The 21511-nt window shown below is 69.7% G+C and carries 29 protein-coding genes and 1 pseudogene; 23 read left to right on the forward strand and 7 right to left on the reverse strand.

Annotation, left to right across the window (positions count from 1 at the left end):
- Positions 1 to 65: 65 nt before the first annotated feature.
- From ABN611_RS26160 to ABN611_RS26205, 10 genes are all read left to right on the forward strand, one after another.
- A complete protein-coding gene (locus ABN611_RS26160; RefSeq protein WP_350274880.1) occupies positions 66 to 263 on the forward strand; it encodes a hypothetical protein in 198 nt (65 codons plus the stop codon).
- 7 nt (positions 264 to 270) lie between these two features.
- A complete protein-coding gene (locus ABN611_RS26165) occupies positions 271 to 666 on the forward strand; it encodes a VOC family protein (RefSeq protein ID WP_350274881.1) in 396 nt (131 codons plus the stop codon).
- 108 nt (positions 667 to 774) lie between these two features.
- A complete protein-coding gene (locus ABN611_RS26170) occupies positions 775 to 3507 on the forward strand; it encodes an FtsK/SpoIIIE domain-containing protein (RefSeq protein ID WP_350274882.1) in 2733 nt (910 codons plus the stop codon).
- Entirely contained in the window at positions 3504 to 4181 is a 678-nt protein-coding gene (locus ABN611_RS26175) for a hypothetical protein (protein WP_350274883.1), read from the forward strand. Before ABN611_RS26170 ends, ABN611_RS26175 begins: the two co-directional genes overlap by 4 nt.
- A gap of 17 nt (positions 4182 to 4198) precedes the next feature.
- Positions 4199 to 4459, forward strand: a complete 261-nt coding sequence (locus tag ABN611_RS26180; RefSeq protein ID WP_130388988.1) for a hypothetical protein — start codon at positions 4199 to 4201, stop codon at positions 4457 to 4459.
- Between the two features lie 5 nt (positions 4460 to 4464).
- Positions 4465 to 5778: a hypothetical protein gene (locus ABN611_RS26185; protein WP_350274884.1), complete on the forward strand. Its 1314-nt coding sequence runs from the start codon at positions 4465 to 4467 to the stop codon at positions 5776 to 5778.
- Positions 5778 to 6254: a hypothetical protein gene (locus ABN611_RS26190; RefSeq protein WP_350274885.1), complete on the forward strand. Its 477-nt coding sequence runs from the start codon at positions 5778 to 5780 to the stop codon at positions 6252 to 6254. Before ABN611_RS26185 ends, ABN611_RS26190 begins: the two co-directional genes overlap by 1 nt.
- Positions 6251 to 6460, forward strand: a complete 210-nt coding sequence (locus tag ABN611_RS26195) for a hypothetical protein (protein WP_350274886.1) — start codon at positions 6251 to 6253, stop codon at positions 6458 to 6460. The genes ABN611_RS26190 and ABN611_RS26195 overlap by 4 nt, the downstream gene beginning before the upstream one ends.
- A 189-nt stretch (positions 6461 to 6649) precedes the next feature.
- Positions 6650 to 6895, forward strand: coding sequence for a hypothetical protein (locus ABN611_RS26200; RefSeq protein ID WP_350274887.1), 246 nt, complete (start codon positions 6650 to 6652; stop codon positions 6893 to 6895).
- The gene (locus ABN611_RS26205; protein ID WP_350274888.1) at positions 6892 to 7302 is read left to right on the forward strand and encodes a hypothetical protein; all 411 of its coding nucleotides are present in this window, start codon (positions 6892 to 6894) and stop codon (positions 7300 to 7302) included. The genes ABN611_RS26200 and ABN611_RS26205 overlap by 4 nt, the downstream gene beginning before the upstream one ends.
- 103 nt (positions 7303 to 7405) lie before the next feature.
- On the opposite strand, the gene ABN611_RS26210 is transcribed toward ABN611_RS26205, so the two are convergent.
- A complete protein-coding gene (locus ABN611_RS26210) occupies positions 7406 to 7717 on the reverse strand; it encodes a hypothetical protein (RefSeq protein WP_350274889.1) in 312 nt (103 codons plus the stop codon).
- A 198-nt stretch (positions 7718 to 7915) separates the two neighbouring features.
- Between ABN611_RS26210 and ABN611_RS26215 the strand changes: the two genes are divergently transcribed.
- Together ABN611_RS26215 and ABN611_RS26220 are read left to right on the forward strand one after the other, a co-directional pair.
- Positions 7916 to 8905, forward strand: coding sequence for an NAD-dependent epimerase/dehydratase family protein (locus ABN611_RS26215; RefSeq protein ID WP_350274890.1), 990 nt, complete (start codon positions 7916 to 7918; stop codon positions 8903 to 8905).
- Positions 8906 to 8916: 11 nt separating this feature from the next.
- The gene (locus ABN611_RS26220) at positions 8917 to 9408 is read left to right on the forward strand and encodes a metallophosphoesterase (RefSeq protein ID WP_350274891.1); all 492 of its coding nucleotides are present in this window, start codon (positions 8917 to 8919) and stop codon (positions 9406 to 9408) included.
- Positions 9409 to 9509: 101 nt separating this feature from the next.
- On the opposite strand, the gene ABN611_RS26225 is transcribed toward ABN611_RS26220, so the two are convergent.
- Complete coding sequence (locus ABN611_RS26225; RefSeq protein WP_165546543.1) at positions 9510 to 9665, reverse strand: hypothetical protein; 156 nt, start codon at positions 9663 to 9665, stop codon at positions 9510 to 9512.
- Between the two features lie 18 nt (positions 9666 to 9683).
- Between ABN611_RS26225 and ABN611_RS26230 the strand changes: the two genes are divergently transcribed.
- From ABN611_RS26230 to ABN611_RS26240, 3 genes are all read left to right on the forward strand, one after another.
- A complete protein-coding gene (locus tag ABN611_RS26230) occupies positions 9684 to 10316 on the forward strand; it encodes a hypothetical protein (RefSeq protein WP_350274892.1) in 633 nt (210 codons plus the stop codon).
- A gap of 70 nt (positions 10317 to 10386) precedes the next feature.
- Complete coding sequence (locus tag ABN611_RS26235; protein WP_350274893.1) at positions 10387 to 11613, forward strand: exonuclease domain-containing protein; 1227 nt, start codon at positions 10387 to 10389, stop codon at positions 11611 to 11613.
- A gap of 176 nt (positions 11614 to 11789) precedes the next feature.
- Entirely contained in the window at positions 11790 to 12314 is a 525-nt protein-coding gene (locus ABN611_RS26240) for a phosphoribosyltransferase family protein (protein WP_350274894.1), read from the forward strand.
- Positions 12315 to 12467: 153 nt separating this feature from the next.
- Here ABN611_RS26240 and ABN611_RS26245 read toward each other — a convergent pair whose 3' ends face one another.
- Entirely contained in the window at positions 12468 to 13406 is a 939-nt protein-coding gene (locus tag ABN611_RS26245; protein ID WP_350274895.1) for a helix-turn-helix domain-containing protein, read from the reverse strand.
- 161 nt (positions 13407 to 13567) lie between these two features.
- Here ABN611_RS26245 and ABN611_RS26250 point away from each other — a divergent pair.
- Positions 13568 to 13849 (forward strand): annotated as a pseudogene (locus tag ABN611_RS26250) (alpha/beta fold hydrolase); the annotation flags it as partial.
- 89 nt (positions 13850 to 13938) lie between these two features.
- Complete coding sequence (locus tag ABN611_RS26255) at positions 13939 to 14124, forward strand: hypothetical protein (RefSeq protein WP_350281759.1); 186 nt, start codon at positions 13939 to 13941, stop codon at positions 14122 to 14124.
- Between the two features lie 9 nt (positions 14125 to 14133).
- On the opposite strand, the gene ABN611_RS26260 is transcribed toward ABN611_RS26255, so the two are convergent.
- Positions 14134 to 14388 (reverse strand): hypothetical protein, encoded by a 255-nt coding sequence (locus tag ABN611_RS26260; protein ID WP_350274896.1) that lies wholly within the window; start codon positions 14386 to 14388, stop codon positions 14134 to 14136.
- 65 nt (positions 14389 to 14453) lie between these two features.
- Positions 14454 to 14942, reverse strand: coding sequence for an FBP domain-containing protein (locus tag ABN611_RS26265; protein WP_350274897.1), 489 nt, complete (start codon positions 14940 to 14942; stop codon positions 14454 to 14456).
- Between the two features lie 249 nt (positions 14943 to 15191).
- Between ABN611_RS26265 and ABN611_RS26270 the strand changes: the two genes are divergently transcribed.
- A complete protein-coding gene (locus ABN611_RS26270) occupies positions 15192 to 15743 on the forward strand; it encodes a YceI family protein (RefSeq protein WP_350274898.1) in 552 nt (183 codons plus the stop codon).
- 118 nt (positions 15744 to 15861) lie between these two features.
- Here ABN611_RS26270 and ABN611_RS26275 read toward each other — a convergent pair whose 3' ends face one another.
- Both ABN611_RS26275 and ABN611_RS26280 read right to left on the reverse strand, forming a co-directional pair.
- Positions 15862 to 16353 (reverse strand): hypothetical protein, encoded by a 492-nt coding sequence (locus tag ABN611_RS26275; protein WP_350274899.1) that lies wholly within the window; start codon positions 16351 to 16353, stop codon positions 15862 to 15864.
- A 105-nt stretch (positions 16354 to 16458) separates the two neighbouring features.
- The gene (locus tag ABN611_RS26280) at positions 16459 to 16995 is read right to left on the reverse strand and encodes a hypothetical protein (RefSeq protein ID WP_350274900.1); all 537 of its coding nucleotides are present in this window, start codon (positions 16993 to 16995) and stop codon (positions 16459 to 16461) included.
- Positions 16996 to 17225: 230 nt separating this feature from the next.
- Between ABN611_RS26280 and ABN611_RS26285 the strand changes: the two genes are divergently transcribed.
- Genes ABN611_RS26285 through ABN611_RS26305 form a run of 5 tightly spaced genes read left to right on the forward strand, consistent with a single transcriptional unit; the run spans position 17226 to position 21503 of the window.
- Positions 17226 to 17771, forward strand: coding sequence for a hypothetical protein (locus ABN611_RS26285; protein ID WP_350274901.1), 546 nt, complete (start codon positions 17226 to 17228; stop codon positions 17769 to 17771).
- Between the two features lie 13 nt (positions 17772 to 17784).
- A complete protein-coding gene (locus tag ABN611_RS26290) occupies positions 17785 to 18984 on the forward strand; it encodes a histidine kinase (protein WP_350274902.1) in 1200 nt (399 codons plus the stop codon).
- On the forward strand, positions 18959 to 19624 hold the full coding sequence (locus ABN611_RS26295; protein ID WP_350274903.1) for a response regulator transcription factor: 666 nt from the start codon (positions 18959 to 18961) through the stop codon (positions 19622 to 19624). Before ABN611_RS26290 ends, ABN611_RS26295 begins: the two co-directional genes overlap by 26 nt.
- 12 nt (positions 19625 to 19636) lie before the next feature.
- Positions 19637 to 19993, forward strand: coding sequence for an MmcQ/YjbR family DNA-binding protein (locus tag ABN611_RS26300; RefSeq protein ID WP_350274904.1), 357 nt, complete (start codon positions 19637 to 19639; stop codon positions 19991 to 19993).
- A 31-nt stretch (positions 19994 to 20024) separates the two neighbouring features.
- Positions 20025 to 21503 (forward strand): fused MFS/spermidine synthase, encoded by a 1479-nt coding sequence (locus ABN611_RS26305; RefSeq protein ID WP_350274905.1) that lies wholly within the window; start codon positions 20025 to 20027, stop codon positions 21501 to 21503.
- Positions 21504 to 21511: the final 8 nt, after the last annotated feature.

Consider the following 21511-nt stretch of genomic DNA (forward strand, 5'->3'; position numbering starts at 1 on the left):
AACGTGACGGGGCGCGAAACGCCAGGGTTTCTGCGGGGTCGGCGGAGGGCTCGCACAATGAAGGAATGACCAGGGACACGAGGTTCGCGCGGGTCTTGCTCGTGCTCGTCCTCGCGCCCGCCGGCGGGTTGTTCGGCAAGGCCGTCGCGGAGGCCGCGCAGGTCCGTCCGTGGTGGCCGTGGCTGCTCGCTTCGCTCGTCTGGCTGCTGGTCTGCGGTGGGATCGCGGTGGCGGTGTTCAGCCACGTCGACGAGCACAGATAATGCTCCGATGGCCGCCGCGGTGCATCACGTCGAGATCTGGGTCCCGGACCTGTCCCGGGCCGTCACGAGCTGGGGCTGGGTGCTCAACCGGCTGGGCTGGAAGGACGGTGACGGCTGGCCGGGCGGGATGACCTGGACCGCGCCGGACGGGTGCTACCTGGTGGTCGAGCAGAGTCCCGCGATGTCGGCGTCCGAGCACGACCGGATGCGGCCCGGGATGAACCACCTGGCGCTGAACGCGGCCAGTCGCGCGGAGGTCGACAGCATCGTCGCGGAGGCCGGCGGGCACGGCTGGACGCTGATGTTCGCCGACCGGCACCCGTACGCCGGTGGGCCGCAGCATTACGCCGCCTTCCTGCACAACAGCGACGGCTACGAGCTCGAGATCGTCGCTCCTGATTAGCAGGTGAGACTACTGATACCTGGAGTGACCACTGGGGCCACTGGTGTGACACGATGACGCCAGGCAATCAGTACGGTCGCGGGGCAAGTGTGTGGAAGGACGATGCTCGTGACGGAGAAGCCTGACGGAGGCCCGGCCGCACCGGAGCTTCTGGAAGCGCGGATCCGCGGTTTGCAGCACGCGCTGGGGCAACTGCTGGACAACGCGCGGCGGCTGACGTACGGCGAGCACCAGCGCGCCGTGAAGCTGCATCGTCAACTGCAGGAGCAGACGGCCGCGGCGCGCCGCGAATCACGGTCACTGGTCGACGCGAAGACCGCCGAGGCGCTGGCCGAGGCCGAGCCGAAGGCGAGACTGCTCGCGGATCGCCTGGCGCCCGGACTGGCATCGATACCGCCCAACGACGCCCGCTGGCGTTCGCGGCAACTGGTCGGCGCCGGCGTTCCGTCGTACGTGCGTGTCGGCGAGCTCGAGACCGGTACGCCGGTCGTCGCGCCGCTGCTCCGCACGAACGGATGGAAGGTGACCGGCGACCACAACGAGGCCGCCCGCCGCCTGCTCCAGAGTGTCGCGTTGCGGCTGGTCGCGGCCGCGGAGCCGTTCCGGCTGCGGATCGACGCGTTCGATCCGAAACTCACCGGGATGATGGGCCTGCTCGGCCACCTGACCACGAAGTACCCGCAATTGGTGCCCAGGGCAACACACACCGCGGAACAGCTGCACACCGTGCTGTCCGGTCTCGTCGACGTGTCGTCGTTGCGCGCGAGCCGGCAGGCGCAGCTCGGGCACGAGCGGTTCGAGGATCTGCTGAAGGAGACCGGGCAGGCCACCGATCCCTATCGGCTGGTGATCCTGTTCGACTACCCGTTCGGCATCGACACGCTCGCGCAGCGCGATCTGCTCCGGCTCGCCGCGACCGCGGGCAAGCGCGGCCTCTGCTTCCTCGTGCACTACGACGCGTCCACGGCCGCCGAGCTGGACGTCGACTCGAAACAGTTGCTCGATCTCCTCAACCCGGTCACGATCAGCGGCGACCGGGTCGAGATCGCGCAGCTGCCGCCCGCACGGCTCGATCCGCCGTTCGACGCGACTGTTGCCGCGGGCATCTGTGACGCGATCGCCGAGCAGGCCGAGATCGCCGTACTGCCGACCATCGACTTCGAGCGGACGCTGCCGGACCGCTCCACCTGGTGGCAACCGGTCAAGGACGAGATCGGCACCGTGATCGGGTACGACGACCGCACGCCGGCGCTGGTGCGCCTGCGCAGCGGCAACCCGGCCCTGCCGCACGTCCTCGTCGGCGGCGCGGTCGGCCAGGGCAAGTCGAACCTGCTGCTCGTGATGATCCACGGTCTCGCCGCGCGGTACTCGCCGTCGGACCTGGAGATGTACCTGCTCGACTTCAAGCACGGCGTCGAGTTCTCGGCGCTCGGCCCCGGCCCGGACCGGCCGCACTGGCTGCCACAGATCCGGGTCCTCGGCGTGCACAGCGATCGCGCGTTCGGTCTCGCCGTACTGCGTCATCTCTCGGACGAGCTCGCCCGCCGCAGCGAGGTCTTCAAGTCGCACGGGAACGTGGCCGACATCGCGGAGCTGCCCGCGGGCCCGGAGCGGCCGCCGCGGATCCTCGTCGTACTCGACGAGTTCCAGGTGTTGCTCGAGGATGACGACGAGCTCGCGGACGAGGCCGCGAAACTGCTGGAGCGGTTGGTCCGGCTCGGTCGCGCGTACGGCGTCCACGTGGTTCTGGCGACGCAGACGATCGAGGGCGTGAAGCGGCTGTCGACGCGGCGGGACTCGATCTTCGGCCAGGTGCCGTACCGGATCGCGCTGAAGACGACGCCGGCCGACTCGCAGGCGATCCTGCGCAGCGGGAACACGGCGGCGGCCGAGCTGCAGTTCCGCGGCGAGGCGGTGCTGAACGCGAACTTCGGGTCGCCGGACGACAACCAGCACGTGCTGGTGAGTTTCGCGGACAAGGTCGTGCTGGACTCGATGCGCGCCGAGCTGTGGGCACGGGCCGGGTCGTCGGCGCATCCTCCGCGGGTCTTCCACCTGGCCGAGCCGGCGCGGCTGACGGACACGGCCACGGCCGTGAAGCCCGAGCTGGGGCGGCCGTGGACCGGGTTGCCGATCGCGGTGACCGAGGAGCCGGTGTGTGTCGAAGTACAGCCTGAGCCCGGTGCGGGTGTGCTCGTGCTCGGCGACGGGCCGGCGGACGCGCTCGGCGTACTGACCGGACTGGCGGTGTCGACGGCGGCCGCCGCGGTCGAGCCGCCGCGGTTCCTGTTCGTCGACGGGACGAACTCGGCGCCTGCTGTTGCCGAGGGCAAGGATGCATTGGTGCAGGTACTGCGGCAACTCGGCTGCGAGGTCGAGACCGTCGACAAGCACGACGACATCGCGCCGCGGCTGTTCGCGTTGCGGGATGCGATGCGGAGCGGCGAGGCGGCGGGGACGTACCTGCTCGGGTTCGGGTTCCACGGCGTACCGCGGATGCAGGTGCACGCCGAGGGGTTCTTCGAGAGCCCGGCGAACGTACTGCAGGACATCGTGCGGGACGGGCCCGCGCACGGGCTCATCACGTTCGGGTGGTGGAACCGGCTGCACGTCTGCACCGAGCAGCTCGGGTACGGGCGCGGCAATGTGGCGACGCACTTGTTCCTGCGGCACCCGCAGGACGGCGTACGCGCTGTGGCCGGGCCGCTGGTGCGCTGGGCGTCGGAGCCGCATCGCGCGTTGCTGTGGGACGGGCTGCATCCTGAGGCGCAGGTCGTCGTACCGTATGCCGCTCTGCGGTCGGACGAGGTGGACCGCGCGGTGGAGTTGGTACGGCGATGAAGACTGAGCAGCAGGAGTGGTCCGAGTACGTCCGCGCGCTGCGGACGGTCGCGATGGCCCGCGCCGACGCGCAGCAGGCGCAGGACCGGGTGACCGCGCACAAGTCGAAGGCGGAGGCGACCGCCGCCGCCGAGGCCGACGCGATGGCCGAGCGCGGGCGGAAGCTGCAGACGCGGCTCAACGCGCTCGCGGAGAAGGCGGCGGAGAGCCTGCAGCGGGCCGGGCTCCCGGCCGAGGGAAAGCGGGCGAACCACACGCTGCCCGAGATCCGCGCGCTGAACGACATCGAGACCGTCGCCGAGCGGATCACCAAGCAGCTCGCGGAGACGGTCGACCAGCTGGAGGAGGTACGGACACAGGCCCGGGCGCTCCAGGAGCAGCGCAAGCGGCGTACCATCAGCGCGGTCCTGGCACTGGTCGGGTTCGTGCTGGTGTGGGTGCTCAGCGGTTCGTTCCTGGCGGGTGTCGAGGCAGCGGCGATCGCCGCCGTCACGATGCTGGCCGCGTCGCGGGTGCTCGGGTTGCCGCGGTTGCCCGTCGCGCGCTGGTGGGGCTGGGGCGGTGCGATCGTGGTCGTCGTCGCGATGGCCGCCGGGCTGCCGTGGTGGCTCGCCATCGCGGTCCCGGTGATCGTGGCGGGTACGGCGATCGTGCTGCCGAAGAAGCGCAACTAGTTTGGGAGTGGGTTGACGTGTCCGACGTACTGCGGCTCAAGGAACAGCTGCACCAGGTCTCGATGGAGGCCAAGCAGGCAGCGGGCGGCCTGGCCGGGTTCAAGCTCCGGTTCACGCAGCACAGCCAGCTGGTGGAGAGCCTGATCGCGGGCACCGCGACCGGTATCGACCGCGACATCACCGAGATCCTGGAGGCCGCGAGCAAGGCGGTCGAACAGGCCGCCGAGGCGCTGGAGATCGCGTCCGCCGGCTGCAAGAACTACGCCGACCAGATCTGACTGTCTTGCCGTCCGAGCTGCAGCGGGTCGCCCGCGGCCTGGTGGACTGCTTCGACGAGGTCCCGCGCGTCGTCGACCACCTGCTGCGTACGGCGGCCCGCTGCCGCGAGAACGCCCAGGTGGCCCTGCTCGCGTCCCGCGGCCAGGCAACCGTCGCCGCCCAGCAGTTGGACGCCGCGGCCCGAGCCTGCGAAGCCGCCGCGCACTACCTGTCGATGGCGCCTGGAAAGGCCCGCACCTGGGCCGAGGCCCTCACCGGCACGCCGGACCGATCCACCAACCGCCCCTCGTCGGACTCCGCCGACCGCAACAAGTTCACCACCGCCACCGAACTCCACACGAAACGACACGTCGTCACCTACGAGGACGTCGAACTGCCCGAGGACAACGAGCCCCCGCTGATCACCGTGGCACGCAAGGCCTTCGAGCAATACCGCAAGACCCAGCAGCAACCCGACGAGGAACGCGAGCCCCTGGAACTGGAGATCACCGTCACCGAAACCGGCGAGCTGATCATCGAAGACCGAGACGAAAAGGAAGAGGAGAAGCGCGCCGAACGCCTCACCCGCGACTTCGAGTTCGGCGGGGAGCCCGACGACGAGGCTCCGGAACTCGAAGAGCGCGACGAGAAGGAAGACCAGGAACGCGCCGAACGCCTGACCCGCGACCTCGAACTCGACCCCGAGCTGGCCGAGGCGGTCAAGACCTTCCTGGAAACGATGGCCGAAGACCGCCAATGGGAACACGCCATCGTCACCATCACCACGGACCAACTCGAAGTCACCTTCACCCAGCCCGAAGATCCGCAGTTCGCCCCCATCGTCGTCGACATCAACCTCCCCGACCAGCCGGACCTCGAGTTCGACCCGGCCTTCGACCCGCGTCCGTTGGACCTCGACTTCGAGCCCGGTGTGTTCGACCCGGACAACGTGTTCGAGCCGAAGGAGCGTGCGATCGCGGATCGGCTCGCGGAGGAGGGATGGCGCGTCGACGCGCGACCGGCGGACCACACCAGGGACAGGGTGCCGAACCCCGACAGCATGGTGCGTAAGACCAAAGACGCAGACGGCGTCATCGTCGAGTTCAAGACCCCGATCAGCGGGAAGTCCAACGCGATCAAGCGGAACATCCACGAGGCCAGTGAGCAAGCCGGTGAACGCAGCGAGATCCTGATCGACGGCCGACCGGTCGGCCTGTCGGAGGACGTCGCCCTGAGATCGTTCCGCAGGGCGTTGGGACAGCCGGGCGGGCGGGTCGCGGACGTCGTTCATGTCATCCTCGGTGACGGGCGTCTGATCACGTACACGAAGGAGCACTGATGTCCAACAGCGACACCATCTTCCTGGCCTCGAGCGAGCCGGTCGACGCGACCGCCGCCTGGCTCGTGGATGCCCTGCGACTGGAGCGCGTGGACGACCCGGATCTGCGGGAGGGGCAGCACTTCTTGCGCGGGCGGGCCCGCACTGCCGACGGCAGGGTCCTCCTGGTGGTCGGCCCGAACGTCTACGGTGAGACCGATCCCGAACCTGAGGATGTTTCGGCGATCGACCGTTACACGGCAGTGGTCGACGTACGCATCGCCGGTTCGAGGAACGAGGAGGCCCAGGCGAAGGAGGCACGCGCGGTCTTCGACGAACTCGCCGCCCTGCGGCCTCCGATCCCCCTCGTGCTGGCCACCGCGATGTCGTTGATCGTCGCGGCGTACTTGCCGGACGCAGGTGTCCACACCTTCCCGCCGCGAACCACACTCGACGCCGACGACATCGACGCCTGGCGGCCCTGGGTCATCAATTGAAGGACGAGGCGTGGCAGTTGCGTGAGACCAAGGCGGTCTTCGAAGAGCTCGTCGCCGCACGCCCTGACCTCCCGGTGCTCCTCGTCCACAACCTCGACACCCTCGTATCCGCCCACCTGCCCGGCGCCGGCACCCAGACCTTCGACCCGCCGATCGCCCCCGACGCCGAAGACATCGACACCTGGCGGAGCTGGGTCCGTTCGTGAGCCGGGCGGCGGATCGGCTGACCGTCCTCACGAGGTGTGAGAATTTTCTCGGGAATCGCGTCATGAACGGCTGAGTGGGCCGTCACTACCTGTGAACCCATCCCCACAGGGAAGTGGAAGTGATTGACGTGAAGGGTTGTGCGAGGTCGCTGATGGGAACCGGCGCTACTCGGTGCCGGGTGTATTGAGATGGGCGACGGTGGTGATCCTCACCCGGTCGCGGTTCGGGTGGAGCGTCGTCGGGTGCGGGTCTGGTTCGGGGACCATGTGGTCGCCGACTACCGGGCCGAGGCGGAGCTGGCCGAGCGGTACGCGGCGGCCATGTCGCGCCGGTTCGCCGGGTTGCGGGTGACGAGCGACCCGATCCCGGACCACGATCCGGGACCGGAGCGCCGGCTGCCGGGGGAGCGGCTCTGGGAGGTGGCTCCGAAATGAGTGCGCGTCGCTTCCGGCTGGTCCGGCACCGGGACGTCTCCGGGGTCAGCGGGACCGGGCCGGTCGCCGAAGGGGTGCAGTTCACCGACGGCGCGGTCGCCCTGCGCTGGTACGGCGACTACCCGACGACGACCGTGTGGGACGGCATCGAGTCCGTCGTCGCGATCCACGGTCACGGCGGCGCCACCGTGGTCGAGTGGCTGGACCCGGAAGCGGGTCCCGATCCCGACCTCAGGCTGCCGCCCCGCGAATCCCTCCCGCCCCGTCCGTGGCCCGACCTGCACGCGGCGCCCGAGCCGCACGGGCCCGAGCCGCAGGACCCGGACCCGCTGCATTCCGACGAGGACCTCGGTTCACGCGGCGCGGCGCCGCCGTCCGGTTGGTCGTCGTACCGCGCCTTCCGCTGAGTTCACGGTCCACCGGTGCCGGCCCATCACCCCTTCCGGCACCGGTCCACCTCGGTACGGCGTACGCCTGGGCGAGCCGGCGTACGCCGTACCTGAGGAATCCTCAGCGGTAGTCCTGAAGGTCCACCTGGTCGAGGTTGTAGTACTTGGCGGGGCCGTCGCACAGCGCCATCATCTTCTCGGCGAACTCGTTGGTGTCGGCGCGGTTCGAGTTCTCCATCGCCTCGTCGTACGACGCGAACTCGACGATCGCGAAGTACCGCCCGGGTTCGTCCCGGTCGGCGCCGGTGACGGCGCGGACCGGGCTGGGCCCTTCGCCGCCGGCTTCGCGTTTCGCGCGGAAGTCCTCCATCAGCGCCGAGATCTCGTCGGGTTTCGACGTCCGGTACTCGATGATCTGCAGGAATCCAGCCATGTCTCCCCCTAGCTCTGACGGACACTCACCCCTGGGTGTCCCTGCTCCGACAGTGCGCCCGGATCGCCCGTCTGGCAAGGGCATGACGCTTACGGTGACCTGACGCGGGCACCCCATCACGCCGCGTCGGACGCCCGCGGTTCTGCCCTCGGCAGAGGTGTCTGGGAATTGTCGGCGGGGCCTGATTGGCTTGCCCGCATGGAGATTCTGATCCTCGGTGGTACGGCGTTCGTCGGCCGCGAGCTCGCCGCGCAGGCGGTTGCCCGCGGCCACTCGGTCAGCTGTCTGGCGCGTGGCGAGAGCGGAGCCGTGGCGGACGGCGCGACGCTGATCGCGGCCGACCGGAGCCGTCCGGACGCGTACGACGCCGTGCCGGAGCGGGACTGGGACGCGGTGTTCGAGGTGTCGTGGCAGCCGGGGTTCGTGAAGGGCGCGCTGGCGGCGTTCGGTGCGCGCGCGAAGCACTGGACGTACGTGTCGTCGGTGAACGCGTACGCGAAGTACGACACGCCTGGCGCGGACGAATCAGCGGTACTGCGGGAGCCGACGGCGCTGGACGTGGTGGATCAGGAACTGTACGGCGAGGCGAAGGTGGCGTGCGAGGTGGCGTCGCGCGAGGCGGTCGGGGATCGGCTGGTGATCGCCCGGGCGGGGCTGATCGGCGGGCCGGGGGACCGTAGCGACCGTGCCGGTGCGTGGGTCGCGCGGGCGGCGCGGGCGCCGGAGGAGCCGCTGCTGGTGCCGGACACACCCGAGCTGGCGACCGCGGTGATCGACGTGCGTGATTTGGCGAGCTGGCTGTTGGACAACGCGACCGAGGGCCGGACGGGGACTTTCGACACGTTCGGGCCGGTCGTGCCGTTCGGGGAGTGGGTCGAGCTGGCGCGGGAGGTCGGCGGTCACACCGGGCCGGTGGTGCTCGCGCCGCGGGAGTGGCTGGAGGAGCAGAAGGTCGAGCAGTACATGGGCCCGGACTCGCTGGCGATGTGGCTGACCGAGCCGGGGTACGAGGGCTGGTCGTCGCGCAGCGGCGCGGCCGCGGCGGCCGCTGGGTTGACGCAGCGGTCGCGCAAGGACTTCCTGGTGGACGCGCTGGCCTGGGAGCGGGAACTCGGCCTGGACCGTGAGCGGCGCGCCGGCCTGAGCCCCGCGAAGGAGAAGGAGTTGATCGAAGCACTGAACCAATAGACAGTAGGCGCATGCGCCTGGTGCTGATCTCGGACACTCACCTGCCGGTGCGGGCGAAGAAGTTGCCGGAGCCGGTCTGGGAGGCGGTCGAGGACGCCGATGTGGTCATCCATGCCGGGGACTGGGTGAGCGTCGGATTGCTGGACGAGTTGGAGTCCCGTGCGGCCCGATTGATCGGGTGCTGGGGCAACAACGACGGCCCGGAGTTGCGGGCGCGGCTGCCTGAGGTCGCGCGGGCGACGCTCGACGGCTTGTCGGTCGCGGTGGTGCACGAGACCGGTCCGGCGAAGGGGCGCGAGCTGCGGTGCGAGGCGGCGTACCCGGGGGTCGATCTGCTCGTGTTCGGGCACAGCCACATCCCGTGGGACACGACCTCCCCGGGCGGTCTGCGGCTCCTGAACCCGGGCTCGCCGACCGACCGCCGGCGGCAGCCGTACTGCACCTACCAGACGGCGACGATCACCGCCGGCCGCCTGGAACAAGTTGCCTTGCACAACCTGTAGAAGGTTGCGTCCTACAACGAAAACGGCCGGGCCTGCCTGGGTGACCGCCGTACCACCGAGCTACGGCGTACCAGGCCGGCCCGGCCGATTCGTCGGCCGGGTCAGGCGTTCGCTGCTTCCTTGACCCGGGTCTTGAGGCGATCGCGGACCTCTTCCGGCGTGTACGCACGGCGCTTCCGCTCGCCCCGTGCGATCACCACCCCCGTCGCGGCGACGCCGACGAGCCCCGCAAGTCCTACCACCTTCCATACCTTCATGCCGACTAACCTAGCGACGTGACCAGCCGGATTTCACTGGATGACGCTACGGAACTGACACGAACAGGTGACATTTGGCTGTTCCGCGGTGCGAGTGCGGCGGATCGCGCGATCCAGCTGACCACGAACAGCCCGGTCAACCACGTCGGGATGGCGATCGTCGTCGAGGACCTGCCGCCGCTGATGTGGCACGCGGAGCTCGGCCGTTCGCTGCCGGACGTCTGGACGGGCACGCACCACCGCGGCGTCCAGCTGCACGACCTGCGCGACGCGGTGCTCGTGTGGGGCCGCAAGTACGGTCAGCGGGCGTGGCTGCGGCAGCTCGACCATCCCGTCACGCGCGCGATGGAGGACGCCGTACTGCAGACCGTCGCGCGGCTGGACGGTACGCCGTTCCCGTCGACGGCGCGGCTCGCGTCGCGGTGGGTCCGCGGCCGGGTGCCCGCGTTCCGGAAGGGATCGCGGGAGCTCGAACTCGAGTCGGCGTACTGCGCCGAGGTGGTCGCGGTGACGTACGAGGCGATGGGTCTGCTGCACGGGCGCCGGCCGAACTGGTACGACCCCGGCCGGTTCTGGAGCGGTGACGAACTGCAGCTCGCGCACGGCGCGAAACTGGGTGCGGAGATCGCTGTGGAGCTCCCGGACAGCTGACGTCGCGGAAACTGTCGGCGGGCTGTGGTTGGGTTGTTCCAGTCGGTCATCGACCGGAAGGAGGCCCGGGATGTACGCCGTCATCGACACCGAGACGACCGGCCTGCTGCCGAGCCATCGGCATCGGGTCATCGAGATCGCGGTCGTGCTGCTGGACGCCCACGGCCGGGTCGAGCACGAGTGGGTGACGTTGCTGAATCCCCGGCGTGACCTGGGGCCCCAACACATTCATGGCATCCTCACCGCCGACGTGCTGGCGGCGCCGGAGTTCCGCGACATCGCGCGGCAGCTGGGGTCGATGCTCGCCGGGCGGATGGTTGTCGGGCACAACGTCGAGTTCGATCTCGGGTTCCTGCGGGCGGAGTTCGCGCGGCTCGGTGTCACGGTGCCGCTGATCACCGAGCGGTCGATGTGCACGATGGCGCTCGCGGGGTATCTGCATCCGGGCGCGAAGCGGACGCTCGGCGCGTGTTGTGCGGCGGCGGGGATCTCGATCGAGGGCTGGCATTCCGCGCTCGCGGACACGCGGGCGACGGCTGAGCTGTTCGCGCAGTACCTGGGCGCGTTCGCGGCGCCGCCGCCGTGGCAGTGGGCGTACGAGGAGGTTCGGCGGTTGCCGTGGCCGGAGTTGCCGGGGACGGACGTTGCGCCGACGGTGCGTCCGGTGCATGCGGGCGGGCGGCACGGGTGGATGAGTCGGCTTGTCGACCAGTTGCCGCGGGTCCCGGAGCCGCCGCAGGCCGACTCCTATCTCGTGCTGCTGGACACGATCGTCGCCAACCGCGAGATCACCGCGGCGGACGCGGACCAATTGGTGCAGGTCGCGACTGAGTTGGGTCTCACGCGTCCGCAGGTGGACCACCTTCATCGGTACTACGTTTCTGCGCTGGCGGATGCTTCGTGGGCGACCGGTCGCATCACGCCGGAGCAGCGCAGCGACCTCGACACGGTGGCGGTGATGCTCGGACAGCGCGCGGCGGACGTCGACGATGCGCTGCTCCGGGCGAGCAGCGGGCGGTACGTCGTACCGGATCGCCCTGGGGCGCGCGGGTTTCCGCCGGGGAGCACGCTGGTGTTCACCGGCGACATGGTGGAGCCGCGCGAGGTGTGGTGGGACCGCGCGGTCGCGGCCGGCTTCGCACCTCAGGAGGCGGTGCGGCCGGACACCACGTTCGTGGTCGCTGCGGACGTCGACAGTCTGTCGGTGAAGGCGCGGGCGGCGCGCGAGTTCAACGTCCCGATCATCTCTACTGAAGACTTCCGCCGCCTGCTACCCACCGAACGCAAGGCCGGCTGACCCACGGGATCCAGTGCGTGCAGGGCACGGCCTGGGCGTTCGACGGGTTGATTGCGCGCGAGGCAGGGTGACCACGTCGCGCTGCGCAGACGCGGTCCGGTCGGCCGGGTGCGGACTGCGATGTGACCGTGGGGCGGGCCCTCGCCTGCGGAGACGGGGCGGTTAGGGTTGCCGGCGTGGAGCATGCGGAGCTTGGGCGGCGGATTTATGCGACGGCTCATCTGACCGGGGAGTTCGTCCTGCGGTCGGGGCAGACGACGGATCAGTACTTCGACAAGTACAGGTTCGAGGCCGATCCGGTGTTGCTGGACGAGGTTGCCCGGGCGATGGTTCCGTTGGTGCCGGCGGGCACCGAGGTGCTGGCGGGGCTCGAGATGGGCGGGATTCCGGTGGTGACGGCGCTCGCGCGCCACACCGGGCTGCCGTGTGCGTTCGTCCGCAAGCAGGCCAAGCCGTACGGGACCGCCCGGCTGGCCGAGGGTGCCGAGACCTCCGGGCGCCGTGTCACCATCGTCGAGGACGTGGTCACCACCGGCGGCCAGATCGTCCTCTCCACCACCGAACTCCGCGCCCTCGGCGCCTACATCACCGACGCCCTCTGCGTCATCAACCGCAACCCCACAACCCCACCCCCACTAACCACCGCAGGCCTCACCCTCCACGCCCTCTTCACCTCCGAAAACCTCACCCCCACGGCCTGACGCTCCAGCCCTCGAACCGTCAACGCCTGCACCCCGCTCTGTCGGCACGCCGTACCCCCCGGGTCCGTCAGCACGCCCCGGTCGGTCGGCGCGCAGTACCCCCGGTCGGTCGGTACGCCGTACCCCGGGCCGTCGACAGCGGCGGGAAGTTGGCTAGCGATGGCGCCAGGTGGTTGGGGGCATGCCGTAGGTAGTTCGGAAGCGGCGGGTGAAGTGGGTGGCGTCGGTGAAGCCCCAGTGGGACGCGATGGTGGCGATGGGGAGGTGTTTGCTGGCGAGGTCCGCCAGTTGGCGGGCGACGCCTTCCAGGCGTTGGGTGATCAGCCATTGTTCGAGGCTCAGGTCGTGCTCGGCCAGGAGCTTGTAGAGGTAGCGGACGGAGATGTTGTGCTCCGCGGCGATCCGGCCGGGGCCGAGGTCCGGGTCAGTGAGGTGCTGCCGTACGTACCACGTGATGCGGGAGAACAGGACGTCGGTCAGGGCCGGTGGTTGCGTGTCGTGTTCCGCGGCGGAGGTCAGCAACGCGCGGACCAGTTGCGTGGTGGCCTCGCCGACCATCTCCGCCGCCGTGCCCTGCAACGACTCCAGTATGCCCGGCAGCGCGGTGAGATGGTGCAGGACGAGCTCGTACACCGGGCTGCTCCGCAGTCGGGGAGCGGCCGCGCGGATCGTCTCGACGCTCAGCCCCAGGTCCGCGTAGTCGATCTGGAACGCCTGCGACGCCCCGCGCCCGCTCCAAGCGAAGTCGTACGGCGCCGTCAGGTCGACCAGCATCAACTCACCGGTGCCGACGCGCTGGTCGATGCCGCCCTGGCTGAACCTCCCCGCGCCGATCACGTGTACGGCGAGCGCGAGACGTTCCGGTCCGCCGATGCGCACGTGGCGCGGCGTGCGGACGAGCCGGATCCCGGAGCCTTCGTTGCGGAAGAGGTCCGGCGTACCGAGTTGCCAGAAGTCCATCCGCGCGTGCACTTCACCGTCGGGATCCTCGTGCTCGACGCGGGACGGCACACTCGCCGACATCATCGCCGCGTGGAACGCCTCGGTCCGGTCCCGCCGCGGCAGTGCACCGGTATCGAGCAGCACAGCCATGTCGCCCCCACCCCTGGAACCCCCAGCGAACTGTGCACAGAGAGCCCAGACCTGTGCAGGCACATCCTACGAAGCACGGCCGCCGCGCAGCTACGGTTTCGGCAATCTGCCTGACGAAGGAGAGCGATCATGCCGCGATCGTGCTGGTGCACGGTTTCTGGGTGACACCGCGGAGCTGGGAGCACTGGATCACCCACTACGAGGACCGCGGCTTCCGCGTCCTGGCACCGTCGTACCCGGGCTTCGAGGTCGAGGTTGAGGCGCTGAACGCGGACCCGCAGCCGATCCTCGCCGTCACCGTGCCGGCCATCGTCGAGCACCTCGAAGCGGTCGTCCGCGAACTGGACCAGCCGCCGATCATCATCGGCCACTCGGCCGGCGGCGCGTTCACCCAGATCCTGCTCGACCACGGCTTCGGCGCGGCGGGCGTGGCGATGAACTCGGCGCCGACCGAGGGCGTCCGGGTGGTGCCGTTGTCGCAGGTGCGTTCCACGTTCCCGGTCCTGAAGAGCCCGGCGAACGGCGGGATCCTGTGGGGGAGCGTGCTGGCGAACTTCCAGCCCGCGAGGTGCAGCGCTCCAACGCGAAGCACTACAAGTCGAACACGATCACCGAGATCCGTGAGTACGACGGGTACGCGCATCTGCTCCCGGCCCAGGACGGGTGGCAGAAGATCGCGGACGAGGTGCTGGACTGGGCGCTCGCGCACTCGTCGTGAGCGCCGGGGTCAGTCCTCGTCGGCGGTCGGCTCGATCTCGAAGCGGAGCTGCTTGCCGGAGCGGACGCGTTCGATCGCGGACAGGCAGGCGGCTTCGCTGATCTCGACGCCGATCTCGCCGAGCTTGTGCCGCAGCACCCGGGCGGCGTCGTCGGCGGAACGGGCGCTGGACTCGTTGATCGCCTCGATGGTGGTGGCGGTGAGTCGTTCGCGGATGTCCGGGTGCTGATGTGCGATCTCGTGCGTGATGCGGAACTCGGTCATTCGCGACTCGCTCCCTCTCGATCCCCGCGGGCCGGTTGTGCCCGTCCAGCCTAGTCCCGCGCGCTCTACGCGAGGACCCGTTGGACGAAACTCTCGAGTCGTGTCGCGAGGCGTTCCGCGCGGACCTCGGGGCCGGCGGTCTCCCCCTGCGGTACGTCGACCTCCTTCAGGCCGCGGATGTACAGCGAGCAGGCCAGGTCGGCGCAGATGTACATGCCGACCGTGTTGCCCTCGCGCCCCGCGGTCCCGGCACGCCGCGCCGCGAACAGTGCGACGTCGCTGACGTGGTGGGCGGTGTTGCACAGGTCGCACAGGCCCGCGAACCGGCGCGCCGCGCCGGACGTCTGCGTGCTGACCGCGATCCCGGTGACGCCGCCGGCCCGCCGTACGACGAGATAGCCGCGGTTGGGGGCCTTCGCGTCGCGCCAGCCGAGGAAGTCCAGCGACTCCCAGGGGAGTTCGGTGAACCTGGCCGGCAGGGTCATCGCCTTCACCTGGCTCTTGGACGAGTTGACGAACGAGCGCCTGATGTCGTCGGCGCTGAGCGGTTCCACGGGTGTTCCTCCGATCCTTCGGCCACCTATCAGACCTGCTCGCCCCGACCCCGCGCAACCGGTTAAGTCGGTTGCCGCGGGCAACAGTTCGAGGGCTGCACGGCCCGTCTTCGGCCGTGGTCCGGCGGTCCACGGGCCGGGCGGAGTGGTCCCAGGACCCGGACACGCCGGGGGAGGGGTGGACTTCTGCGGCAGAAGGGTGAAATCTGTACTGTGTAAAGTTCAACTAATCCTCTGGAGGAATCCGCGATGTCCGACGAGTACGCCGCCCTGAGCGGTGACTACACCCTCGACGCCTCCCACACCCGGATCGGGTTCAGCGCCCGGCACGCGATGGTGACGAAGGTCCGTGGTGCGTTCGACGAGTTCGAGGGCTCGTTCCACATCGACGGCGAGAACCCGGCGAACTCGTCCGGGCGGGTGACGATCCAGGCGAAGAGCATCAACACGCGCAACGGTCAGCGCGACGAGCACCTGCGCAGCAACGACTTCCTGGCGATGGACGAGCACCCGGAGATCACGTTCGTGTCGACCGCCGTGCGGCCGAGCGGCGACGGGGAGTTCGTGGTGAGCGGCGACCTGACGATCCGCGGCGTCACGAAGCCGGTCGACGTGACCTTCGAGTACACCGGCTCGGCGACCGACCCGTTCGGGAACCAGCGCGTCGGGCTGGAGGGCTCAGTCGTGATCAACCGCAAGGACTTCGGCGTCAGCTGGAACGCGGCCCTCGAGGGCGGCGGCGTCCTGGTCAGCGAGAAGGTCACCCTGGAGCTCGAGGTCTCGGCCATCAAGAACGCCTGACCCGCAGCCTCTGGTCCGCGTCCCGGCCCAGCCCAGACCGCGGACAGCCCCTGGGGACCTTGAACATCCAGCCAGATGTCCAAGGTCCCCGCTGCGTGTCCGAGGTCCCCGCTGCGTGTCAGGCGTGGCGGGTGGTCTGGTCCAGGAGAGCTTCGACTGCTTCGCGTAGGTCGGTGTCGTGGTGGGGACCGGACCAGACGAGGATCCGGCCGCGGTCGCCGAGCCTGGTGCTCATCAGGTCGCGCGCCGGGGTCGGGTCGCCCTGGTTGACGAGTACGACGAGCCGCCGGCCGTCGCGCTCCAGCCGGTCCAGGAGTGGTGGCAGCGTGGAGCCGCGGAACAGCCCGGGATCGCTCTTCACCTTGGTCTCGATCATCACGCCGCGGCCGCGCACCACGAGCAGGAAGTCAGCGCGGTCGTGCGTGAACTCGCGGTCGTGGTAGATCCGCGCCTTCGGCCACAGACGCTGCAGGGCAGCGTCGACCTCGGCGTCGTACTGCGCCGCCAGCCGGCTGACGCGTGAACTCGTCCCGCGCGGCCGGAACGTCTCCGGCGTACGACGCCCGCCGAACCACGCCGGCAGCCAGTGTCGGACCTTCGTGTCGATCATGGTGGACCCCTCGACCTCGTCGGCACTTAGATCATGAGTCTGCCCATGCCGGCAGGGCGGAATCCGCTTGCCACCCAATCGTGATCGCACCGCCACAAAGCGGTGTCAGCAGTCGGTGGGGGTGGTGGTGCCGCCGTCGACGATCCAGCGGGACTGGTGGTTGACGACGCGCATCTGGTCGAGCCAGCGGGTGGGTGTGCTGCTCGGTAGGACGCCGCGGCCGCGGACGTTCACGGTGCGCGCGGCGGTCGTGTCGTAGCAGGCGCTGACGATGACGCCGTTCGACGCGAGCGTGCGCCGGGCCCAGAGGACCTTGGTGGCACCGACGTTGCGCAGCTTGTGGGTCCGGAAGTACTTCGCCTGGGCGCCGATCGCCTGGTACATCTTCGGCGTCATCACCGGTTCCAGCTGCTTCGTGCTACGACCGCCGCTGCGCATCATCGCGTCGAGCGCGACGCGGTAGGCGTAGTACGCGTTGACCACCGGGTCGTCGGAGCCGACGGCTTCCTCGGCGGCGGTCGTGTGGGTCGCCTTCTGGGCGGCCGGTCCCGCGGCGGCGGCGACGTCGGCGTCGGTGCCGCAGCCGGGCAGCAGCAAAACCGGGATCAGCGTGGCGGTCACAGCCAGGTTCCGCATGCGCATGGTGTCCGTGTACCTCCTGTTGGACGCGATCCCCGTCCTGCAGGCCGGCGGGCGCGCACGCCCGACCGGCACTGACCGTGTAACGCGGCGCGACGCATCGTGGTCACTGTGACCTGGATCACTCCGACCCCCTACCGGAGTACTGCTCCGCGATCGGCTCCCTGGCTGGAGGTGCCGGAGGCCGCGAATTCCTACGGTCGAAGGCACCGACCTGAGACCGAGGAGAGGCCATGACCGACACACTCACGCGCCCGACGACCGAGAGCCGCCGGAGAGGCCGCTCAGTGCTGTACGGCGCCCTGCTGCTGCCGGTCGGCGTCCTCACGATGGCCGACGCGATCCTGGGGGAGCCGGAGACAGCGGTACGACGTTGGCGCCGGCTGCTGGCCTACCGCCTGGGCGCGACGGCCGCCCCGCGCGCGATGAACGCCGGACAGGCCTTCGGCTACGGACTGCTGAGTGCGCTGCTCGGGCTCACGAGCGTGTTCGTGATGCTGCTGGTGGTGCTGGCCGTGGTGCGCGGCCCGTTCTGGGGATTCGTCGAGCACGGCCCGGTCCAGCCGGGGACGTGGGGCGGTCCGACACGGGCCGGCGCGTGGACGGCGCACGCGCTGATCGCCGTACCGTGCATCATCGCGTTCCTGTTCGCGCTGCGTGGTATCGCGGCACTGCACACGCTCCTGGTCCAGGGAGCACGCAGGTGGGTGCTCCCGGCAACTATCGTGCTGGGGGTGGCCAGCCTGCTGTTCTTCTGGTCCTGGCTGCAGCAGCTGTGAGTAGGGTCCAACCGTGCAGATACCGAAGAGCTGGCCGCGTGGCCGGTGGGCCTGGGCCGCCGGCGGGGGAGTCGTGGCGCTGCTGGTCCTGACGGTCATGGACCTCCGGCAGCACTACGAGGTACCACTCGGGGCCGTGCTGGCTCTGGCGCTCGCACGGGCGTTGGCGCTGGGTCTCTCGTGGCTGCGACCGCGGGCTGCGGTTGTCGTCTCACTGGTCACCACTGCCGTCACGGCCACGGTGACCACGCCGCTGGCCCCGAGCGAGCCGTGGCCGTGGGGCACGACGGCGGCGTTCGGGCACTCGTTCGTGGTCGCGATCGCAGGTGCGCGTGGACTCGGCCGCCGGGAGCAGGTCGGCTGGTGGGTGGCGACGCAGGCAGTAGGTGTCGTAGCGATCGAGCTAGCGCCGGACCGTGGCGGCTGGGGTGGTCTGCTCACCATGGCGGTGCTGTCGGCGGTTGCTGTAGTCGTCGGCGACCTGGTGCGCTCCCGCCGCGAAACGGCCCGTCGGCTGGCTGAACAGGAGGCGGTCAGCAGGACCGAGCGGGCCGAACGTAAGGCGCTCCAGGAGCGCGCCCGCATCGCCCGCGAGCTCCACGACGTTGTCGCGCATCACCTCTCCGTGGTGGTGGTTCGGGCCGACAGCGCGCCGCACAGGCTGCCCGACGTACCTGACAAGGTCCGCGCGGAGTTCATGGGCATCGCAGAGGAGGCACGGGCGTCGCTCACGGAGATGCGTCGCGTGCTGCGGTTGCTGCGCGAGGAAGAACCGCAGCCAGGTGAGCTGGAACCGCAGCCCGGTCTGGAACAGGTCAACGAGCTCGTGGAGAGCACCCGGCGCGCTGGAGCAGACGTACGGCTGGCAGGTGCCGTCCCGACCGGCTTCGATCCGGCTGTCGAGCTGACGGCGTACCGCGTCGTACAGGAGGGACTGAGCAACGCAGTACGACATGCGCTGCACGCCTCCGTCGTGGTGTCGGTACGGCGTACCAGCACTGAGCTGGAGGTGCGGGTGGAGAACGAGAGGCCACCGCGGCCCGTCGTACCGGCTCCTGGCAGTGGACAGGGGCTGCGAGGGATGCGGGAGCGGGTGGCGCTCGTCGACGGCACGGTGCGCGCCGGTCCGACCCCAGTAGGCGGTTATCTGGTGCATGCGTTCATACCCGTGGGGGAGGAGGTGGCGAGTGACGATCACGGTGCTCGTGGTTGACGACCAGGAGATGGTGCGGGCCGGGTTCAGCGCACTGCTCGACGCGCAACCCGACATCCAGGTGGTCGGTCAGGCGGGCGACGGTGAGCAGGCGGTCGAGCTCGCGGCCGAGCTGGCGCCGGACGTGATCCTGATGGACGTCCGGATGCCGGTGCTCGACGGTCTCGCCGCGACCCGGCGCATCCTGGCCGACTCGACGCCCGGCGAACCGCCGCGGGTCGTGATGCTGACGACGTTCGACCTGGACGACTACGTGTACGCCGCCCTGCGTGCGGGTGCGAGCGGCTTCCTGTTGAAGCACTCCACGCCGGACGAGCTGGCGGCAGCAGTACGGGTCGTGGCCGCCGGCGACGCGCTGCTGGCCCCGTCCGTCACGCGCCGCCTCGTGGAGGACTTCGCCCGCGCGCAACCCGTCGTACCGAACACCCCGGTCAAGCTGACGCCGCGGGAGACCGACGTACTGCGGCTGGTGGCGCGAGGCCTGTCCAACCGGCAGATCGCGGACGAGCTCGTGCTGGCCGAGCAGACCGTCAAGACGCACGTCAGCAACATCCTGACCAAGCTGGACCTCCGCGACCGCGCCCAGGCCGTCGTCTACGCGTACGAGACCGGTGTGGTGGTCCCTGGACCGCGCCGCTGACACAGTAGGCAGATGGACGTTCTGGAGCGTGTACGCAACCTGTGCCTCGCGCTGCCCGAGGTGACCGAGCGGCCGAGCCACGGCGAGCCGACCTGGTTCGTCCGGGACAAAAAGGTGTTCGTCATGTACGCCGACCACCACCACGACGACCGCCTCGGGGTGTGGATGGCTGCGCCGCCGGGCGTCCAGGAGTCGCTGGTCGCCGAGGACCCCGACCACTTCTACCGGCCGCCGTACGTCGGTCACCGCGGCTGGCTCGGGGTGTACCTGGACGTGGACGTCGACTGGGGCCACTTCGAGGACCTGGTCGAGACCGCGTACCGGCAGATCGCCCCGAAGACCCTCGTTGCGCGCCTGGACGAGGTCTAGGTCTTCACGGCGCACCGATAGGGTGGCGCAGGTGCACAAGGGTGAGGGTAGGGCGGTCAGCCAGGAACTGGCGATCGCACTGGCGTTCGGGAGTTCGGCCGCCGTCATGGTGCTGGAACTCGTGTCGCTGCGGCTGGTGGCGCCGTACATCGGGCTGACGCTGGAAACGAACACCGCGGTCATCGGGGTCGCGCTGGCTGCGATCGCGGCCGGTGCTGCGTTGGGCGGGCGGTTCGCGGACCTGGTGCCGCCGCACCGGACACTGGGACCGCTGTTCCTGCTGGGCGGTGCCCTGGTGATGCTGGTCCTCCCGGTGGTCCGCTGGACCGGAGAGGCGCTCAGAGGTAGCGCGAACGACCTGGTGTTCGTCGTACTCGCGATCACGCTCTTCGCACCTGCGGCGCTGCTGGCCGCTGTCACCCCGATGGTCACCAAACTGCGACTGGCGACACTGGAGCAGACAGGAACGGTTGTCGGCCGGCTGTCGGCGTACGCGACGGTCGGCGGCATCTTCGGGACCGTGCTGACCGGATTCGTGTTCGTGGCGACCGTGCCGATCAGCACGATCGTCCTGGTGCTGGGCGGCGTACTGGTCGTCGTCGGTGCGGTGCTGACCATCCTGTTGCGGGGTACGCGGGCAGCGGTCAAGCCGGTCGCTCTCGCCATCATCGGTGCCACGCTGACCCTGGTGTCGCCACGTCCCTGCGAGGTCGAGACGGCGTACCACTGTGCTCGTGTCGCCGCGGACCCGAACCGGGAGGGCGGCCGGACGCTGTACCTCGACCAGTTGCGGCACTCATACGTCGACCTCGACGACCCGACGCACCTGGAGTTCGAGTACATCAAGAGCTACGCGGCCGCGATCAACGGCAGCCGGCCGGAGAGGCAGCCGGTGGACGCCCTGCACATCGGGGGCGGCGGCATGACGATGACGCGGTACCTGACGGCGACCAGGCCGGGCAGCAAGCACAGGGTGTACGAGATCGACCGTGCCGTCGTGGAACTCGACAAGCGCGAGCTGGGGGTACAGACCGGCCCGGACCTGGACGTGAGGGTCAAGGACGGCCGGATCGGCGTCCGGGACGAGGCGACCGACAGCTGGGAGGTGGTCCTGATGGACGCCTTCAGCGGCGTGTCCGTGCCGTGGCACCTGACCACCCGCGAGCTGGTGGCCGACGTACGGCGGGTCCTGCGGCCGGGCGGGATCTACCTGATCAACGTCATCGACCACGGCGAGGCGAAGTTCGCGAAGGCCGAGATCAAGACCGTGCAGGCCGAGTTCGAGCACGTCGCGGTGATCGCCCGGAAGAACGAGTTCACCGGCGAGAGCGGCGGCAACTTCGTCGTGGTGGCGTCCGACCGGCCGATCGCCGTACCGGGAATCGCCGCCAAGCTCGAGCCGAACATGGAGATCCGCGACCAGCTGGACGACTTCGTCGGCGACGCGCCGATCCTGACCGACGACTACGCACCCGTCGACCAGCTGCTCACGCCGTACGGCAGCAGCTGACCGCTTGT

This window comes from Kribbella sp. HUAS MG21 (assembly GCF_040254265.1).
Classification (GTDB): Bacteria; Actinomycetota; Actinomycetes; order Propionibacteriales; family Kribbellaceae; genus Kribbella.

Bases quoted from the DNA above. Each gene is read 5' to 3' on its own strand.
- ABN611_RS26160 (WP_350274880.1), top strand. From the start codon at position 66: ATGACCAGGGACACGAGGTTCGCGCGGGTCTTGCTCGTGCTCGTCCTC.
- ABN611_RS26165 (WP_350274881.1), top strand. From the start codon at position 271: ATGGCCGCCGCGGTGCATCACGTCGAGATCTGGGTCCCGGACCTGTCC.
- ABN611_RS26175 (WP_350274883.1), top strand. From the start codon at position 3,504: ATGAAGACTGAGCAGCAGGAGTGGTCCGAGTACGTCCGCGCGCTGCGG.
- ABN611_RS26190 (WP_350274885.1), top strand. From the start codon at position 5,778: ATGTCCAACAGCGACACCATCTTCCTGGCCTCGAGCGAGCCGGTCGAC.
- ABN611_RS26200 (WP_350274887.1), top strand. From the start codon at position 6,650: ATGGGCGACGGTGGTGATCCTCACCCGGTCGCGGTTCGGGTGGAGCGT.
- ABN611_RS26205 (WP_350274888.1), top strand. From the start codon at position 6,892: ATGAGTGCGCGTCGCTTCCGGCTGGTCCGGCACCGGGACGTCTCCGGG.
- ABN611_RS26210 (WP_350274889.1), bottom strand. From the start codon at position 7,717: ATGGCTGGATTCCTGCAGATCATCGAGTACCGGACGTCGAAACCCGAC.
- ABN611_RS26215 (WP_350274890.1), top strand. From the start codon at position 7,916: ATGGAGATTCTGATCCTCGGTGGTACGGCGTTCGTCGGCCGCGAGCTC.
- ABN611_RS26220 (WP_350274891.1), top strand. From the start codon at position 8,917: ATGCGCCTGGTGCTGATCTCGGACACTCACCTGCCGGTGCGGGCGAAG.
- ABN611_RS26225 (WP_165546543.1), bottom strand. From the start codon at position 9,665: ATGAAGGTATGGAAGGTGGTAGGACTTGCGGGGCTCGTCGGCGTCGCC.
- ABN611_RS26235 (WP_350274893.1), top strand. From the start codon at position 10,387: ATGTACGCCGTCATCGACACCGAGACGACCGGCCTGCTGCCGAGCCAT.
- ABN611_RS26245 (WP_350274895.1), bottom strand. From the start codon at position 13,406: ATGGCTGTGCTGCTCGATACCGGTGCACTGCCGCGGCGGGACCGGACC.
- ABN611_RS26260 (WP_350274896.1), bottom strand. From the start codon at position 14,388: ATGACCGAGTTCCGCATCACGCACGAGATCGCACATCAGCACCCGGAC.
- ABN611_RS26270 (WP_350274898.1), top strand. From the start codon at position 15,192: ATGTCCGACGAGTACGCCGCCCTGAGCGGTGACTACACCCTCGACGCC.
- ABN611_RS26275 (WP_350274899.1), bottom strand. From the start codon at position 16,353: ATGATCGACACGAAGGTCCGACACTGGCTGCCGGCGTGGTTCGGCGGG.
- ABN611_RS26280 (WP_350274900.1), bottom strand. From the start codon at position 16,995: ATGCGCATGCGGAACCTGGCTGTGACCGCCACGCTGATCCCGGTTTTG.
- ABN611_RS26285 (WP_350274901.1), top strand. From the start codon at position 17,226: ATGACCGACACACTCACGCGCCCGACGACCGAGAGCCGCCGGAGAGGC.
- ABN611_RS26300 (WP_350274904.1), top strand. From the start codon at position 19,637: ATGGACGTTCTGGAGCGTGTACGCAACCTGTGCCTCGCGCTGCCCGAG.